7 protein-coding genes and 1 tRNA gene are annotated in these 14,974 nt (G+C 66.2%); 4 read left to right on the top strand and 4 right to left on the bottom strand.

Annotation, left to right across the window (positions count from 1 at the left end):
- Nucleotides 1-55: 55 nt before the first annotated feature.
- Nucleotides 56-2,299 (bottom strand): prolyl oligopeptidase family protein, encoded by a 2,244-nt coding sequence (locus tag CXQ91_RS10965; RefSeq protein WP_104173957.1) that lies wholly within the window; start codon nucleotides 2,297-2,299, stop codon nucleotides 56-58.
- A 61-nt stretch (nucleotides 2,300-2,360) separates the two neighbouring features.
- Here CXQ91_RS10965 and CXQ91_RS10960 point away from each other — a divergent pair, with 61 nt between their 5' ends.
- The gene (locus tag CXQ91_RS10960; protein ID WP_104173956.1) at nucleotides 2,361-4,349 is read left to right on the top strand and encodes an FAD/NAD(P)-binding domain-containing protein; all 1,989 of its coding nucleotides are present in this window, start codon (nucleotides 2,361-2,363) and stop codon (nucleotides 4,347-4,349) included.
- 317 nt (nucleotides 4,350-4,666) lie between these two features.
- Here CXQ91_RS10960 and CXQ91_RS10955 read toward each other — a convergent pair whose 3' ends face one another.
- The 3 genes from CXQ91_RS10955 to CXQ91_RS10945 all read right to left on the bottom strand — a co-directional run bounded on the left by CXQ91_RS10955 (nucleotide 4,667) and on the right by CXQ91_RS10945 (nucleotide 10,698).
- Nucleotides 4,667-9,256, bottom strand: coding sequence for an ExeM/NucH family extracellular endonuclease (locus CXQ91_RS10955; RefSeq protein ID WP_104173955.1), 4,590 nt, complete (start codon nucleotides 9,254-9,256; stop codon nucleotides 4,667-4,669).
- Between the two features lie 361 nt (nucleotides 9,257-9,617).
- Entirely contained in the window at nucleotides 9,618-10,439 is an 822-nt protein-coding gene (locus CXQ91_RS10950; RefSeq protein ID WP_104173954.1) for a VOC family protein, read from the bottom strand.
- 171 nt (nucleotides 10,440-10,610) lie between these two features.
- Nucleotides 10,611-10,698 (bottom strand) — tRNA-Ser (locus tag CXQ91_RS10945).
- A gap of 123 nt (nucleotides 10,699-10,821) precedes the next feature.
- On the opposite strand from CXQ91_RS10945, the gene CXQ91_RS10940 reads away from it, so the two are divergent.
- The 3 genes from CXQ91_RS10940 to CXQ91_RS10930 all read left to right on the top strand — a co-directional run bounded on the left by CXQ91_RS10940 (nucleotide 10,822) and on the right by CXQ91_RS10930 (nucleotide 14,966).
- Nucleotides 10,822-11,805, top strand: a complete 984-nt coding sequence (locus CXQ91_RS10940) for an NAD(P)H-quinone oxidoreductase (protein ID WP_104173953.1) — start codon at nucleotides 10,822-10,824, stop codon at nucleotides 11,803-11,805.
- A 146-nt stretch (nucleotides 11,806-11,951) separates the two neighbouring features.
- Nucleotides 11,952-12,488: a PadR family transcriptional regulator gene (locus CXQ91_RS10935; RefSeq protein WP_104173952.1), complete on the top strand. Its 537-nt coding sequence runs from the start codon at nucleotides 11,952-11,954 to the stop codon at nucleotides 12,486-12,488.
- 177 nt (nucleotides 12,489-12,665) lie between these two features.
- Nucleotides 12,666-14,966 carry a carbon starvation CstA family protein gene (locus tag CXQ91_RS10930; protein WP_104173951.1) on the top strand — a complete coding sequence of 767 codons (2,301 nt, stop codon included), beginning with the start codon at nucleotides 12,666-12,668 and terminating at the stop codon, nucleotides 14,964-14,966.
- The last annotated feature ends 8 nt before the right edge of the window (nucleotides 14,967-14,974 follow it).

Raw genomic sequence — 14,974 nt, 5'->3', positions numbered from 1 at the left:
TGCAAAACGGCACCAAAACGTGCCAAACGGGACACGCAGGGACCCGCCGCGGGAGCTACCCGTCGGAGCGGCCCGCCAGGGAACGCCACAGGAAATGCTGGCTGCGGCTCTGCAAAGCAGCCGCCTGCCGGTTGTCGGAAGCGCCGGCGTGGCCGCCCTCCAGCGCCTCGTGGAACCAGACGTTGGGGATCCCCATGGCCTGCATCCGCGCCGCCATCTTGCGCGCCTGCACGGGCCCCACCCGGTCATCGGACGTTGCAGTCCAGATGAAGGTCTCCGGGTAGTCCACGCCGTCGTGAAGGAGGTGGTATGGCGAGAACGTCCGGATGAACTCCCACTCCTCAGGCACGTCCGGATCCCCGTATTCGGCGATCCACGAGTACCCGGCGGACAGCTTGGTGTAACGGCGCATGTCCAGCAGCGGCACCCCGCAGGACACCGCGCCGAACAGCTCCGGGTACCGCGTCAGCATGTTGCCCACCAGCAGCCCGCCGTTGGAGCCGCCCACGCAGCCGAGCCGCTCCTTGGACGTGACTCCGCGCGAGATCAGGTCCCGGGCCACGGCCGCGAAGTCCTCGAACGCGCGGTGGCGCTTTTCCTGCAGCGCCGCGCGGTGCCACGACGGCCCGTACTCGCCGCCGCCACGGATGTTCGCCACCACGTAGACGCCGCCGCGGCTGTGCGTCCGCCGTTCCAGCCAGGCCCGGCCGATTGCGCCGCTGTAGGCAGGCGTCCGCGAGACTTCGAATCCGCCGTACCCGGACAGCTGCGTGGGATTCTGGCCGTCGAGCACCAGGTTCCTGGAAGCCACTTGGAAGTAGGGGACCCGAGTGCCGTCGTCCGATACGGCGAAGTGCTGCTGGACCTCGTAGGCGGAATCGTCAAAGTAGGACGGCGAGGTGCGGATCACCGCGTGCTCGCTCACAACACCGCCGTCTCCGCTGCGGCGTAGCGTCCCCCGGGTCAGGGTGCTCGGCGTCGTAAAACCGGTGGCCACGAGCCAGAAGTCATCCCCGGCGCCGGGAGCTTCCCCCTCCGGCACGGGCACGGTGCCGCCGGTGCCGTCGTCGTCATCCGAGTCGCCGGCGTCGTCCTCGTCGTCAACGGCGAAGGCGTTGACGTCATGCAGTGGCGGGCAGGCGTCCAGCAGCGAGGACGCCCAGGCCGAATCAGTTCCGGGCCGTTCCGGGTCCAGGACGCGGATCTCCGAAGAGACATCCCGCAGGAGGTTGAGGAGGAGGAAGTTCCGGGTCCAGCTCCAGGACTGCAGCGAGGTGTGCGCGTCCGGAGTGAAGAGGACCTGGAGTTCGCGGCTGCCCGCAAGGTAGCCCTCGAAGTCCGCGGCGAGCAGCGAGCCGGCGGGGTACGTGGTTCCGTTGACGTCCCAGTCGCCCTGCGGGCGGAACAGCAGCCACCCGCGGTGCACGCTCAGGTTCACGTCGGTCGGGGCGTCGATGACAACCCACTCCCCGTCCCGCAGCACGGACGTGTTCTTGTTGAAGAAGCTGATCCAGTCCATGGCGAAGGTTCGCTCGTACCCCGGTGTGGAGTCATGGGCAACCAGCGCCATCATGTGGTCCTCGGGGATTTCAAACACCTGTTCGGCGGACGCGAGCGACCCGCCGCGGGGAAGCCTGACGGCGGTGCGCGCGTAGGACGAGGACGTCTTGGGCATGCCTTCGGCGGTGCTGGCCACCAGCAGCGTGTCCCGGTCCAGCCAGGAGGCGTTGCCCTTGGCCGTAGGGAGGTCGAACCCGCCGGATGCGGGGTCGACGAACGTGCGGGTCTCGACGTCGAACTCACGGTAGCGGTTGGCATCGCCGCCGTCGGGGGAGAGGGCCAGTAGCGCCAGGCGGTGCGGTTCGCCGGCTGAAGGCCGCAGGAAATTGGCGCCGTGGAATACCCACTCCTCGCCTTCGGCAGCAGCGAGGGCGTCGACGTCCAGCAGCACATCCCATTCGGGCGACCCGCTCCGGTAGCTGTCCCAGGACGTGCGGCGCCACAAGCCCTTGGGATTCGTTCCGTCGCGCCAGAAGTTGTAGTACCAGTCGCCGTGCTTGCCCACCATGGCGATCTTGTCCGTGGAGTCCAGCACCTCCAGGATGCGGCTTTCGAGCCTGGCGTAGTCGGCATCCTCGAGCAGGTCCTCGGTGCGGGCGTTCTGTTCACGGACCCAGGCCAGCGGTTCTTCGCCGTAGATATCCTCGAGCCAGATATTCTCGTCGGTCGGTTCGGGCGCTCTCCCGGCGGAGGAAGGGGCGCCGGACGCGGGCTGGTGATCAGCTGCTGTGGTGGTCATGGCCCCTACGAAACAACATCGGCGCGCAGCTAGCAAGTCACATGCGGATACTCTGGATGGCGTGGGCATATCGCAAAGCATCCGGACGGCACTAATAGGGGCCGGACCCCGCGGTACCAGTGTCCTGGAGCGGCTCCTGGCCAACTGGCGCCTCAGGAACCCCTCCGCTTCCGGGCCGGGCGGCGCCCCGGGCCTCCACATTGACGTGGTGGACCCCTACCCTGCCGGGCCGGGCCACGTGTGGCAGCCCGGCCAGTCGCGGCTGTACCTGATGAACACGCAGGCGTTTTATCCCACAGTCATTCCCGAAGAACCTGAACTGGCTGCACCGGTAGCGGGCGCCACCTTCGACCGGTGGCGGGCCGCCCAGCAGGACAACCCGCTCGCCTCGCTGACCGAGGACGAACGGGCCGAACTGTCCGGCCTCGGATCGCAGGACTTTCCGAGCCGTGCCATCTACGGCCGCTACCTGCGCTCCACCCTCGACGAGCTGCTGGCCCACCTCCCGGCAGGCGTGACCGTCCGGTTCCACCGCACCACAGCCACAGCTGTCCGGCCTGCAGGCAACGGAACGTTCGACGTCGAACTCGAGGACGGCGGGCCGCTCACCGTCGGTTCCGTGGTGCTGGCCCTGGGGCACCTCGAGTCCAGGCTCAACGCCGAACAGCGCGAGCTCCAGGCAGGTGCCGGCCAGCTGGGGCTCCTGTACCTGCCGCCGGCAGCACCTGCCGACGTCGACTGGTCCGTAGTGACCGCAGGCCAGCCCGTGCTGGTCCGCGGCATGGGGCTGAACTTCTTCGATGTGATGGGGCAGCTCACCGAAGGGCGCGGCGGGAAGTTCGTGGCAGCCGAGGCCGACGGCGACCCGGCCGCGGGTCCCAGGCCGGTGCGGACCGAACTGGAGTACATCCCGTCCGGGGACGAGCCGCTGATTATTGCCGCGTCCCGGCGCGGGACGCCGTACCGGGCCAAAGCGAACCTCGCCGGGTACTACCCGGCCGGTGTGACGCTCCGGTACTGCACCGAGGGCGCCGTCGGGCGGTTCGCGGCGGCGGGAATAACTCCCGGCTTCGATCACGACCTCTGGCCCCTCCTGCAACGCGACGCCCTCTGGGCCTACTACTCCACCCTGGTCCGGACCCGCCCGGACGCCGTCACCGAGCCCGGGGACTTCCTGGCCATCCTCCAGGAGACGATGCGGCCCCACGCCCACAGCGTTTCCCACTGGGAGGCCGAAGCCGACGTCCTGATAGCCAAGCATGTGGCGCCCGGCCAGCGCCTGAACCTCCCGGGCCTCGCAGCGCCCTTGGCCGGTCGGTCCTTCGCGTCGCGGGCGGACGTGGATTCCGCCGTCGTGGAGTACCTGCTCGATGACGCCCGGCGCTCGGCCCTGGGCGAGGACGACCCGGTGAAGATGACCATCGGGGCGCTGCACCACGGCAGGGCGGTGCTGAAATCGGCAGTGGCCGACGGCGGCATCACCGATGAGTCCTGGGTCGCCGGCCTCCGGGGCTGGTTCGAGTCGTTCGTCGAAGGACTGGCCAGCGGCCCGCCGGCCATCCGCGCGGAGCAGCTCGCAGCGCTCGCAAAGGCGGGAGTGGTGAGTTTTGTGGGCCCGGACCCGAAATTCGCGCTCGACCGCAATTCCGGCACCTTCTCGGCGGCATCTCCGTGGGTCAGGGACGGAGCAGTCCGCGCCCGCACCATGATCGAAGCCCTCGCTCCCGCCAACAGGGTTGCCGTGAACGTGTCCCCGGTGCTGGAGCAGCTCCTGGCCGACGGCCTGGTGCGGCCGCGCCTGATGATGACGGTGGAGGGAATTCCGGTGGAGACCTCCGGCCTGGATGTCAGTCCGCACCCGTACCGGCCGGTGGGCGCCAACGGATCCGTCACGGACGGGCTGTACGTGCTGGGCCTGCAGCTCTCCGCAGCGCAGTGGGGCACCGCCATTGCCGCGGAGTCGCGTCCGCAGAGCGGGCCGGTGTACCGCAGCGGCCAGCGGACCCTCCGCGACGCCGACGAAATAGCCCGGCACATCCTCGACCGCTGACTCCCGGCCGGCCCAAACCAACGCCCCGACGCTCTCTCACTTCCTGCACCCTTTTTGCCGACGCTCTCTCACTTTTGGGGCCTTTTGGGCGAACGCTCTCTCACTTTCTTCGAGGTAGTGAGAGAGCGTCGCAGGAACACTGGCAGGTAGTGAGAGAGCGTCGCAGGAACACTGGCAGGTAGTGAGAGAGCGTCGCAGGAAGACCGGCAAACGCTCTCTCACCTGCCCCAACGAAAACATGCCCCGCCGCCGGCCACGGACTCCGAGGGGAGTCCGTGGCCGGGGCGGGCATGTTCATTGGCTGTCAGACTTGGAAACTAGCCCTTCAGGCACTTCTGGTACTCGAGCCAGGCCAGGCCGTACCTGATCCAGCCCGGGATGTCGTACCACTTGGTGGGCGGCACAGGTGCCGTGCAGACCGGCGGAACCGGGCCGCTGGCGGCAACCTGGACTGCGGCCTTGACCACGGTCCCGGATTCGGCCGCGGTAAGTACCAGGGTTCCGGTGCCGGAGGCTGCGCCAGCCGGAACGTTCACATCCACTGCCGCCGCTCCCGCTGACACCGGGACGGTGCCGAGCTGTGTCACGGTGCCCGCGGCGTCCGTGAAGGAAGCGGCCAGCGAGGTGTTGACCGGGCTGCCCAGGGACGTGAGGTCCAGCTTGGAGGCCGCCAGGGTGATGGAGTCCCCGGCCTTGACCTCGGACGCCGTGGTGTTCACGACAGCCACGGTCCGGCGGGCAAAGTCCGGCGAGACCGGATTGTGGTCCTGCAGGTACTTGATCCAGGCATCGCGGTCCACGAGGCCGGAGTCCTCGGTGCCGGCGCCCTCCTTGAAGATCCGGAAGTTGTCGCCGCCGGTTGCCAGGAAGCTGAAGGTGCCAACACGGTAGGACTTGGCCGGGTCGATGAGGGCACCGTTGACCCAAATGGACGTGATGCGGTCACCCGAGGCGCGTGCGGCGTCGTAGGTGTAGTTGACGTTCTTGGACAACCCCAGCTGCTGGTAGGCGCGGCTGGGGACCGTGCCGTCCGGGTTGGTCTGCCACTGCTGTTCCAGCAGCGTCTTGAACTGAGCCCCGGTCAGGGACGTGGTCCAGAGGTTGTTCACGAACGGAAGCACGGCATTCGCTTCCGCGTACGTGAGGGTTCCGTCCGGCGCGAAGTACAGCTCGTTGCGCAGGCCGCCGGGGTTCACGACGCCGATTTCGGCGGCGCCGAGGTCCGGCGCCTTGAGCGCGTCCACAAGGGAATCCGCCACGAGGTTGCCCAGGGTGGACTCGTTCGCGCGGTCGTCACGGGACGCCGGGCTGGTTGCCGTGGCGGGCGTGAAGGCGGTGGTGATATCGGCGGTGACCTTGCCGACCGGCTGGTTGCCGATCACGGCAGCGTCCGCCAATGCCTTGTCGACGATCGACTTGACTGCTGCCACGCGCGGGTACTTCGCCACGAGGTCCGCGGCCGTTTCGGTCTCGGTGGGCACGGTCCGCTTGACGTTGCCGGCTTTGTAGCCCGTCACCTGCATCGTCGTTGTATCAACCGTCAGCTGGATCTGGCCGATGAACTCGCCGTAACTGCCGGTCTGCACGACGGGGCGGGTCTTGCCCGTCGGCTGGCCGCTGGCATCCAGGACCGGGGCATCCCAGGAGTACTGCTTGTGGGTGTGGCCGTTGAAGATCGCGTCCACCTCGGGAGAGGTTTCATTGACCAGTTTGGCGAAGGGGCCTCCGGCGGCCACTTCCTGTTCGAAAGTGGAGCCGTCGGGCGTACCGGACCCGGCGCCGTCGTGGTTTTCCACGATGATGACGTCGGCGAGCTTTTCGCCGGTGATCTTCGCAGCAACGCGGTTGATCGCCTCGACCGGATCCCCGAACTCAAGCTCGGTGATGCCCGCCGGGGTGACCAGCGACGGCACTTCCTGGGTGACTGTGCCGATCACGGCCACCTTGACGCCGTTCATCTCCAGCACGGTGTATTCCGGCAGGGCCGGTTCCGTGGTCCCCTTCTTGTAGACGTTGGCGCCGAGGTACGGGAACCTGGCATTCGTTCCGCCCGCGACGACGCGGTCGCGCAGGTCCGCCCAGCCGCCGTCGAACTCGTGGTTGCCTACTGAGGACGCCCTCAGTTCGAGGGTGTTCAGCACATCGAGGGTGGGCTGGTCCTTGGCGACGGCCGAGGCGAACAGCGATGCCCCAATGTTGTCTCCCGCGGACAGGAACGCCGTGGCGCCGGGCGCGGCAGCCTCGCGTAGCTTTTCGATGGTTGCCGCGAACAGGAAAGTGTTGGAGTCGATGCGTCCGTGGAAATCGTTGATGCCCAGGAAATTCAGGTCAACGCTCGCCGGGGTGACAGGTGCGGCCGGCAGGTCCAGGCCCACCACGACGGGATCGTGGTCGCTCGCCCTGAACTGGTCCGGCGTGTAGTAGTTGGTCACATTGTTGTTATACCGGCTGTACTCCAGAGCCACGGACTCCACGGAGTTAATGTTCCAGATGTCGGCGCCGGTGACCACAGCGTTCGCACCCGGTGACGCAAGGACGTGGTCCAGGGACCCCACCAGGCCACCGAAGAGGTACGAGTGCTTGGCGGTCCCGTCGGCGTTCCTGGCCTTCTCGTCCTGGTTGGCGTAACCGGCGGCCGAGAGGACATTGATGGGGTCCTCCTTGGCGTAGGCGTTGAAGTCGCCCATCAGGAAGACCTTGTCGGTACCCTTCGAGGACTGCAGTTCGTTCGAAAACGCGAGGAGGGATTTGGCCTGCTCAGTGCGTGCAAGGTTCGAGGCGCCCTGGCCCTTGTCGGTATCCTCCGGAGTGGCAGCAGATCCTTTCGATTTGAAGTGGTTGGCAATGGCGATGAACTTCTTGTCGTCGGACGCGCCAACCGGTTTGAACACCTGCGCCAGCGGTTTGCGGGCGCTGGCGAAGGCCACTGTGTCGTTGTGGATGATGGATTCGCCCACCGGCTCCGCCACGGCCTTCTTGTAGATGAACGCAGTGCGGATCATGTCCTCGTCAGCCAGCGGGGGAGCGTTGGCAGGGGTACGGACGTAGTCCCAGATGCCGGGCGTGGCAATGTTCAGGGCGTCCACCAGTTTGGCCAGGGCATCGTCGCGGTCCTTGCCGAACTGTGCCGAGTTCTCGACCTCCATTAGGGACACGACGTCGGCGCCGGACTTGCCGATGGCCGCCACGATCTTGTCCTGCTGCCGATTGAGGTTCTCGGTGTTGGCAGCACCGCGGGCGTCACAGCCGCCCTGGACAGTGATCGGGTTGCCGTCACGGTCCTTGTAGAACGTGCAGCCCGCGAGCAGGTCGCCGGTGGTGGGGAAGTAGTTCAGCACGTTGAAGGAGGCAATTTTCAGGTTGCCTCCGACTGCGGCCGGGGCCTCGGCGCGGGTGGCCCCGAAAGTTGCCGGCTGGACGATGCCCGCATTTTCCGGCGTCAGGTGCGTCAGCGGCTGGAACTTCCAGGCGTTGTTGGCGTAGCTGAGCACCACGTCGGTTTGGAAGGTCACCGGCGACCCCACCCGGACGGGATCCGCAGTGGTCAGGTACGGCAGCACCTGCGACTTCGTCGTGGCGTCCTTGAGGAAGTTGGTGGTGGCACCGTCGTCGAGCTTGATGCCGCGGGCGGCGTTGGCCGCCACGGTGGCCGTGTAGTCAGCCGAACCGTACGGGGCGACGGCGGTGGGCTGTTCGAGCGGAGTGGTTCCGCCTGCCAGGCCGATTTCGCCGTACTGGTTCAGGGAGTAGTTGTCTGTGACGGTCACCGGGCCCTGCGGAGTCAGCAGCATGCCTTCGAGGGATTCGCGGAAGGCTTCGTCCGCCGGGAGGGCGAAGCCGGTGGATTTCACTTCCGGAGCAGCTTCGGCAAGCTTTGTCAGGCCCGCGGTGTCAGTCACGTTCACTTGCGTCATGCCGAAGAACTCGCTGACGGCGCCGGTGATTTCGACGTAGTCGCCGACCGTGACGGATCCGACGGCGGCGGGGGAGTAGACGAAGACAGCGTCCGACGCCGTGTGGTTGGCCGGGGTCAGATCGCCGCCGGTTCCCGGCGTCTGGACGTAGAACCCGGCGAAACCGCCGGTGGGGAACGCCGCGGTCACCTTGCCCCGGGTAGTGACAGTGGCGCCGATGAACGGGCTGGCCGCACCCGAACCTTGGATTTCAGCGATGGTCCTGGCTGCGGGGGCAGGGGGAGGATCCACGGGGTCAGGATCGACGGGATCCGGATCCACAGTGCCGCCGGCAGCTGTCGGCGTGATGGTGGCGCTGAGCGCGAAGTCGGCGGCGTTGTTGTTGCCGTCCGCTCCGTTGGAGCGGTTCAGGCTCTTGACGTCGGTGTTCCCGGCCGGCGCGGCCGCGGCCTGCGTCTCGAAGGTGTTGGATGTGCCGTAGCCCAGCAGGTCCGCAACGTTGGCCGGCTCGATCACCGAACCGGTGGCCAGCGGGCTGACGGCAGTGGCCTGCCTGGCCAGGATCAGCGTTCCTGCCGTACCGGACGGGTTCAGCCCGGTGGCCACGGCGTCCGGCGCGGGCAGCTCGGCGGCCGTGGACGTGGCGCTGTTCGTGCCGCCCTGGACCAGGTAGTGCCCCTTTGCCGGGATGCTGCCGCTGAGGGTGGCGACCCCGTTCGGCGCCGACGTGCCCCCGGCCGAGCGGTACTGAAGGGACCAGCCGTCCAGCGATACAGGCGCATCAGAGGTGTTGTGCAGCTCCACAAACTTGTGCTTGTAGGCTGCGCCGGTGCTGCCGCCGCTGAGGTAGGCCTCGTTGATGACGACGGGCGATGTACCTGCAGCGGCTGGTGGGACCTCCGCCGCAAACGCCGGGACGTCCGTCAACGGAGCGGCGATGAGCCCCGCTGACAACGCCGTGCCCAGCGCAATTTTCCAAGGTGTGCGTTTCATCCGCTCTAACTCTCATTAGGGTGCCCCGGGTAAGGGGCTCAGTGGAATGTGTCCGGCTTGTGGCAACGGACAAAGGGCCCGGACTTTACTCCTGGTCAAGTAGTTTCCGGCACAGCAAAACAGGGTTGAATGAACGTGCGATTGATTTAGCGTGCATTCTGCGAGACGTCCCCCAGCGAAACGTTCACCGCCGGCCCCGGGGCGGCATCGGCCCGGTCCCGGCAACGGTGTTTTGTTTGGTGTGCATTCCGGCCCACCCCATGTGCCGGACATGCCAAAAGAATACCGGCCAGTAGCTCGAATGGGAGCCGCTGGCCGGTATTTCTTAAATCAATTGACTTAGATGGAACGCCCGGACGCTTTAGGCCCCGGTGGCGTCTCCTGTTCCGGCCTGATCGGCGGCTCCCTGCCCGGTATCTGCCACGATCTTGAACATTGCGCCGGTGGGGTCGGCAAGGGTGGCCAGCCGGCCGAACGGAGTGTCGTCCGGTCCGTCGATCACCTTTCCGCCGAGGCTGACTGCCTTCTCAATGGAGGCATCCGCGTCCTCGACGGCGAAATAGACCTGCCAGTTGGACGGAACCTCGGCCGGCAGGTAGCCCGAAGCGTCCATGATGCCGGCCTTCGCTGCATCCCCTGCGCCCAACGTGGTGTAGCGGAACTCGGGAGTGTCGCTCATGACGTCCGTTTCCCAGCCAAAGACGTCCTGGTAGAACTTCACGGCGGTGGCGTAGTCCTTGGTGTGGAGTTCGTGCCAGGCTGCTGCGCCGGGCTCGGCCACGAGCTGGTAACCCGTCATTTCGCGCGGCTGCCAGATTCCGATGGCTGCTCCGGTGGCATCTCCGAACATGGCCATCACGCCCTGTTCCGGGACGTCCATGGGCGGCATGAAGACCTGGCCGCCGTGCTCGGTGACGGCGGCTGCAGTGGCGGCGGCGTCGTCCGAGCGCAGGTAGGTCGTCCACACGTCCGGCATTCCGGCCATGGTGTCATCCTTCTGCATGAGTCCGGCCACGGACTTGCCGTTTTTCCAGGCCGTGATGTAGCCGCCGTATTTCTCCTCGTCGCCCGTCTGGAAGTCCCACCCGAACAGTTCTCCGTAGAACTGCTTGGCGTTGGCGGCGTCCGAAGTCATGAGGTCGATCCAGCTGGGTGCGCCGGGAGTGATGTCAGGGCTGGGCATGGTGGCTCCTGTCGGTATCCGCGGCAACAGGGCCGCGGTGAAGGGATGGTCGGTGAAGACAAACCAGACACTATTCCGGAGCACCGACACTTTCAATGGTCCCGGTCCAAACTTTCCCTTAACGGAAAATGCCCCAAGGCCTGATGGTTCAGGGCCCCGGGGCATCGTTCGCGGAAGGTAAGAGATTCGAACTCTTGGTACGGGGTTACCGCACACTGGTTTTCAAGACCAGCTCCTTCGGCCGCTCGGACAACCTTCCTTACCGAGTAGTGTTTCATAGGCAGTTGGCTGCGACAAAAACCGTCCGGAGTGTTTGCGGGCCGGCGCGGCCGCTGCACACTATTTTTTGTGGCAAGAAGCAGCTAGGAATCGGGAGTTCTCCATGAAGGCCGTCTACGTGAGCAAGGCCGGCGGGCCCGAGGTGCTCGAAGTGCGCGAGGTTCCGGCTCCGGTTCCGGGCCCGGGCGAGGTGCTGATCGACGTCGTCGCCGCGGGACTCAACCGTGCCGACGTCCAGCAGCGCAGGGGCTTCTACCCGCCGCCGCCCGGCGCCTCAGAGATCCTTGGCCTGGAAGTTTCCGGCCGGATCGCCGGCTTCGGCCCGGACGTGTCCAAGCCGTTTTCCGTGGGGGAGAAGGTTGTGGCGCTGCTTGCGGGCGGCGGCTACGCGCAGCAGGTGGCGGTCCCCGCCGAGCAGGTGCTGAGGATTCCCGACGGCGTGGATCTGGTCACCGCAGCATCCCTCCCCGAAGTGGCGGCCACCGTCTACTCGAACCTGATTATGACGGCGCAGCTCCACCCGGGCGAGACCGTGCTGATCCACGGTGCCACAGGGGGCATCGGCACCATGGCCATCCAGCTTGCCAAGGCCTTCGGCGCCAAAGTTGCCACCACCGCCGGCACCGCCGAGAAGGTGGGTACCGCCAAGGCCTTCCTGGGCGCAGACATCGCGATCAACTACACCGAGGAGGATTTTCCCGAATCCCTCCGGGCACAAAACGGCGGCCGGGGCGCCGACGTCATCCTTGATGTCGTGGGTGCCAAGTACCTCCAGCAGAACGTTGACGCGCTGGCGGACTACGGCCGGCTCATCGTGATCGGGCTCCAGGGCGGCACCAAGGCGGAACTGGACCTCGGGAAGCTCCTCAGCAAGCGGGCCGCGATCATCGGCACCGCACTGCGCCCGCGTCCGGTGGCCGAGAAGGGCGTGATCATGAGCGCGGTGCGGGAATCCGTGTGGCCGCTCCTGACCGACGGGCGCATCCGGCCCCTGGTGGCCAAGTCCTTCCCTTTGGACCAGGTGAGCGCAGCCCACGAGTACTTCGACTCCGGCGACCACGTGGGGAAGGTCCTCCTGGTCATGTAGCGGGACCGGTTGTAGCGGGACCCCGCCGCGAATGAATACCCAGTATTGCCCCCGGCGCTAAATCACGCTACTGTAATTCCATACGCGGTATGCACGCGTCTTGGGGGCGCGTGTATGCCGTCGTCTTTGCGACATCAGGGGGCAGCATGTCCATTCGTCATAGTCTCCTCGCCCTGCTCCAGGACAAATCCCGTTACGGGTACCAGTTGAGGGTCGAGTTCGAGGACCGCACCGGCTCCGCCTGGCCCCTGAACATTGGGCAGGTTTACACCACCCTGGACCGCTTGGAGCGGGACGGACTGGTCAGGAACGATGGCGGCGACGGCGAAGGCCACGTCATCTACAGCATCACGGACGCGGGCCGGAGCGAAGTCGTTGGATGGTTCCAGGCTCCGGTAGGCCGCGGCAACCCTCCCCGGAACGAACTTGCCATCAAGCTCGCCCTCGCCGTGACGATCCCCGGTGTGGATGTCGCTGCCGTCATCCAGGCGCAGCGAGTCGCGTCAGTGAAGGCCCTGCAGGACTACACCAAGTCCCGTCGCGACACTTCTGCCAACCAGCGCAGGGCGGACACCGCATGGCTGCTGGTGCTTGATTCGCTGATCTTCCAGACCGAAGCCGAGGTCCGGTGGCTGGACCTCTGCGAAGCACGGATGGCCCAACTGAACAGCCCTGCCCCCTAGCCCCGCCAACCACGGCGAAGACGGACGGCGCCAAATTCCTGCCGCTTAACGCTGCCCTCCGACCGCTCGGCGAGGGACGCATAGCCCCCCTCCCAAAACCAATATCCCGGTCCCAGGCGCCCTGCTATGGTGCCATGGGGCAGATCACTCTTAAGCTGGGGTTCTCGAGGAGGAGACATGGGCAAAATGCCAGATGGCAAGGCACGGACAGCACTGGACGACGACGTGCTGGTACCGGATCCAAAACTTCCGCCAACGTCGGTGGACGAGGTGGCACTGGAGGCCGAAGAGCGCAAGTGGACACCGACGAAAATCGCGATCTGGGCCGCCATCGCGCTTCTTGGCGGTGTCGCCTGGTTCATGCTGGCCATTGTCAGGGGGGAAACAGTCAACGCGATCTGGTTCGTGTTTGCCTCCGTCTGTACGTACCTGATCGGCTACCGCTTCTACTCCAAGGTGATCGAACGCTACATCACCAGGCCGAACGACCGCCGTGCCACTCCCGCTGAGTACAAGGCGGACGGCAAGGACTACGTCCGCACCGACCGCAACGTCCTGTTCGGCCACCACTTCGCGGCAATCGCCGGGGCCGGACCGCTGGTGGGCCCGGTCATTGCGGCCCAGATGGGCTACCTGCCCGGCACTATCTGGATCATCATCGGCGTCGTGCTGGCCGGAGCGGTGCAGGACTACCTCGTCCTGTTCTTCTCGATGCGGCGCGGCGGCCGCTCGCTGGGCCAGATGGCCCGCGAGGAACTCGGCGTCATCGGCGGCACCGCCGCCCTGGTCGCCACTCTGCTCATCATGGTGATCATCGTGGCCATCCTCGCCCTCGTCGTCGTGAACGCCCTGGCCGAAAGCCCCTGGGGCGTCTTCTCCGTAGGTATGACCATCCCCATCGCGCTGTTCATGGGCGTGTATCTCCGCTTCCTCCGGCCCGGCAAGGTCCTGGAGGTCTCCCTGATCGGTTTCGTCCTGCTGATGGCCGCGATCATCGGCGGCGGCGCCGTGGCCGGCACCGAGTGGGGTGCGGCGTTCTTCCAGCTGGACAAGGTCACCATCGCCTGGGGCCTCATCGTGTACGGCTTCATCGCCGCGATCCTGCCCGTGTGGCTGCTCCTGGCACCCCGGGACTACCTTTCCACGTTCATGAAGATCGGCGTCATCGTCATGCTGGCCCTGGCCATCATCGTGGTGCGGCCTGAAATCACGGTTCCCGCCTTCAGCGAATTTGCCAGCCGCGAGAACGGACCTGTGTTCCCAGGGGCCCTCTTCCCGTTCCTCTTCGTCACCATTGCCTGCGGCGCACTATCCGGGTTCCATGCACTGATCTCCTCGGGCACCACGCCGAAGCTGATCGAAAAGGAACGCCAGACGCGCCTGATCGGCTACGGCGGCATGCTGATGGAATCGTTCGTGGCCATCATGGCCCTCGTGGCAGCCATCTCCATCGACCGCGGGCTGTACTTCGCCATGAACTCCCCGGCCGCCCTGACCGGAGGCACGGTGGAAACCGCCGCCACCTGGGTCAACAGCCTGGGGCTTGCCGGCGTCAACATCACGCCCGATCTGCTCTCCGAGACGGCCGCCAACGTCGGCGAGGAAAGCATTGTCTCCCGCACCGGCGGTGCCCCCACCCTGGCAGTGGGGCTCGCCCACATCATGCAGCAGTTCATCGGCGGCACGGCCATGATGGCCTTCTGGTACCACTTCGCCATCATGTTCGAGGCGCTGTTCATCCTGACTGCAGTGGATGCCGGGACCCGTGTGGCCCGCTTTATGCTGCAGGACTCCATCGGCAACTTCATCCCCAAGTTCAAGGAACACTCCTGGCGGCCGGGGGCCTGGCTGTGCACGGCGGTCATGGTCGGGGCCTGGGGTGCGGTGCTGCTGATGGGTGTCACGGACCCCCTGGGCGGCATCAATACGCTGTTCCCGCTGTTCGGCATCGCCAACCAGCTGCTCGCCGCCATCGCCCTGTCCGTCTGCATGGCCATCGCAGCCAAGCGGGCCTCATTCAAGTACCTCTGGATTGTGGCCCTGCCGCTGGCGTTCGCGGCCGTTGTGACCATCACCGCGAGTTTCCAGAAGATCTTCTCGCCCGTCCCGGCCGTGGGCTACTTCGCCAACAATGCGGTCTTCTCCAAGGCCCTGGCGGATGGCAAGACCGAATTCGGAACCGCCAAGACCGTCGCTGCCATGGAGGCCGTGGTCCGCAACACCATGATCCAGGGCTGGCTGTCGGTGATCTTCGTAGTGCTGAGCATCATCGTCATCATCACGGGCGTGGTCGCCACGGTGAAGGCCTTCCGCAACGAGGCCGCCGGCGTTGGTCATGATGACCACGAGGACCCGGCCGTGCCGTCCCGGGGCTACGCTCCGGCGGGATTGATTCCCACGGCGGCAGAGCGGGAACTCATGGCCGAGTGGAACAAACTTCCCGCCGAGCTGCGGCTCGAAAGGCCCGGGCACCACTGATGCGGACC

Source organism: Arthrobacter sp. Y81 (assembly GCF_002929335.1).
Classification (GTDB): domain Bacteria; phylum Actinomycetota; class Actinomycetes; order Actinomycetales; family Micrococcaceae; genus Arthrobacter.
This window is presented reverse-complemented; position numbering and strand designations above follow the sequence as displayed.

Coding starts and splice junctions, on each gene's coding strand:
- CXQ91_RS10965 (WP_104173957.1), bottom strand. CDS start 2,299: ATGACCACCACAGCAGCTGATCACCAGCCCGCGTCCGGCGCCCCTTCC.
- CXQ91_RS10955 (WP_104173955.1), bottom strand. CDS start 9,256: ATGAAACGCACACCTTGGAAAATTGCGCTGGGCACGGCGTTGTCAGCG.
- CXQ91_RS10950 (WP_104173954.1), bottom strand. CDS start 10,439: ATGCCCAGCCCTGACATCACTCCCGGCGCACCCAGCTGGATCGACCTC.
- CXQ91_RS10940 (WP_104173953.1), top strand. CDS start 10,822: ATGAAGGCCGTCTACGTGAGCAAGGCCGGCGGGCCCGAGGTGCTCGAA.
- CXQ91_RS10935 (WP_104173952.1), top strand. CDS start 11,952: ATGTCCATTCGTCATAGTCTCCTCGCCCTGCTCCAGGACAAATCCCGT.
- CXQ91_RS10930 (WP_104173951.1), top strand. CDS start 12,666: ATGGGCAAAATGCCAGATGGCAAGGCACGGACAGCACTGGACGACGAC.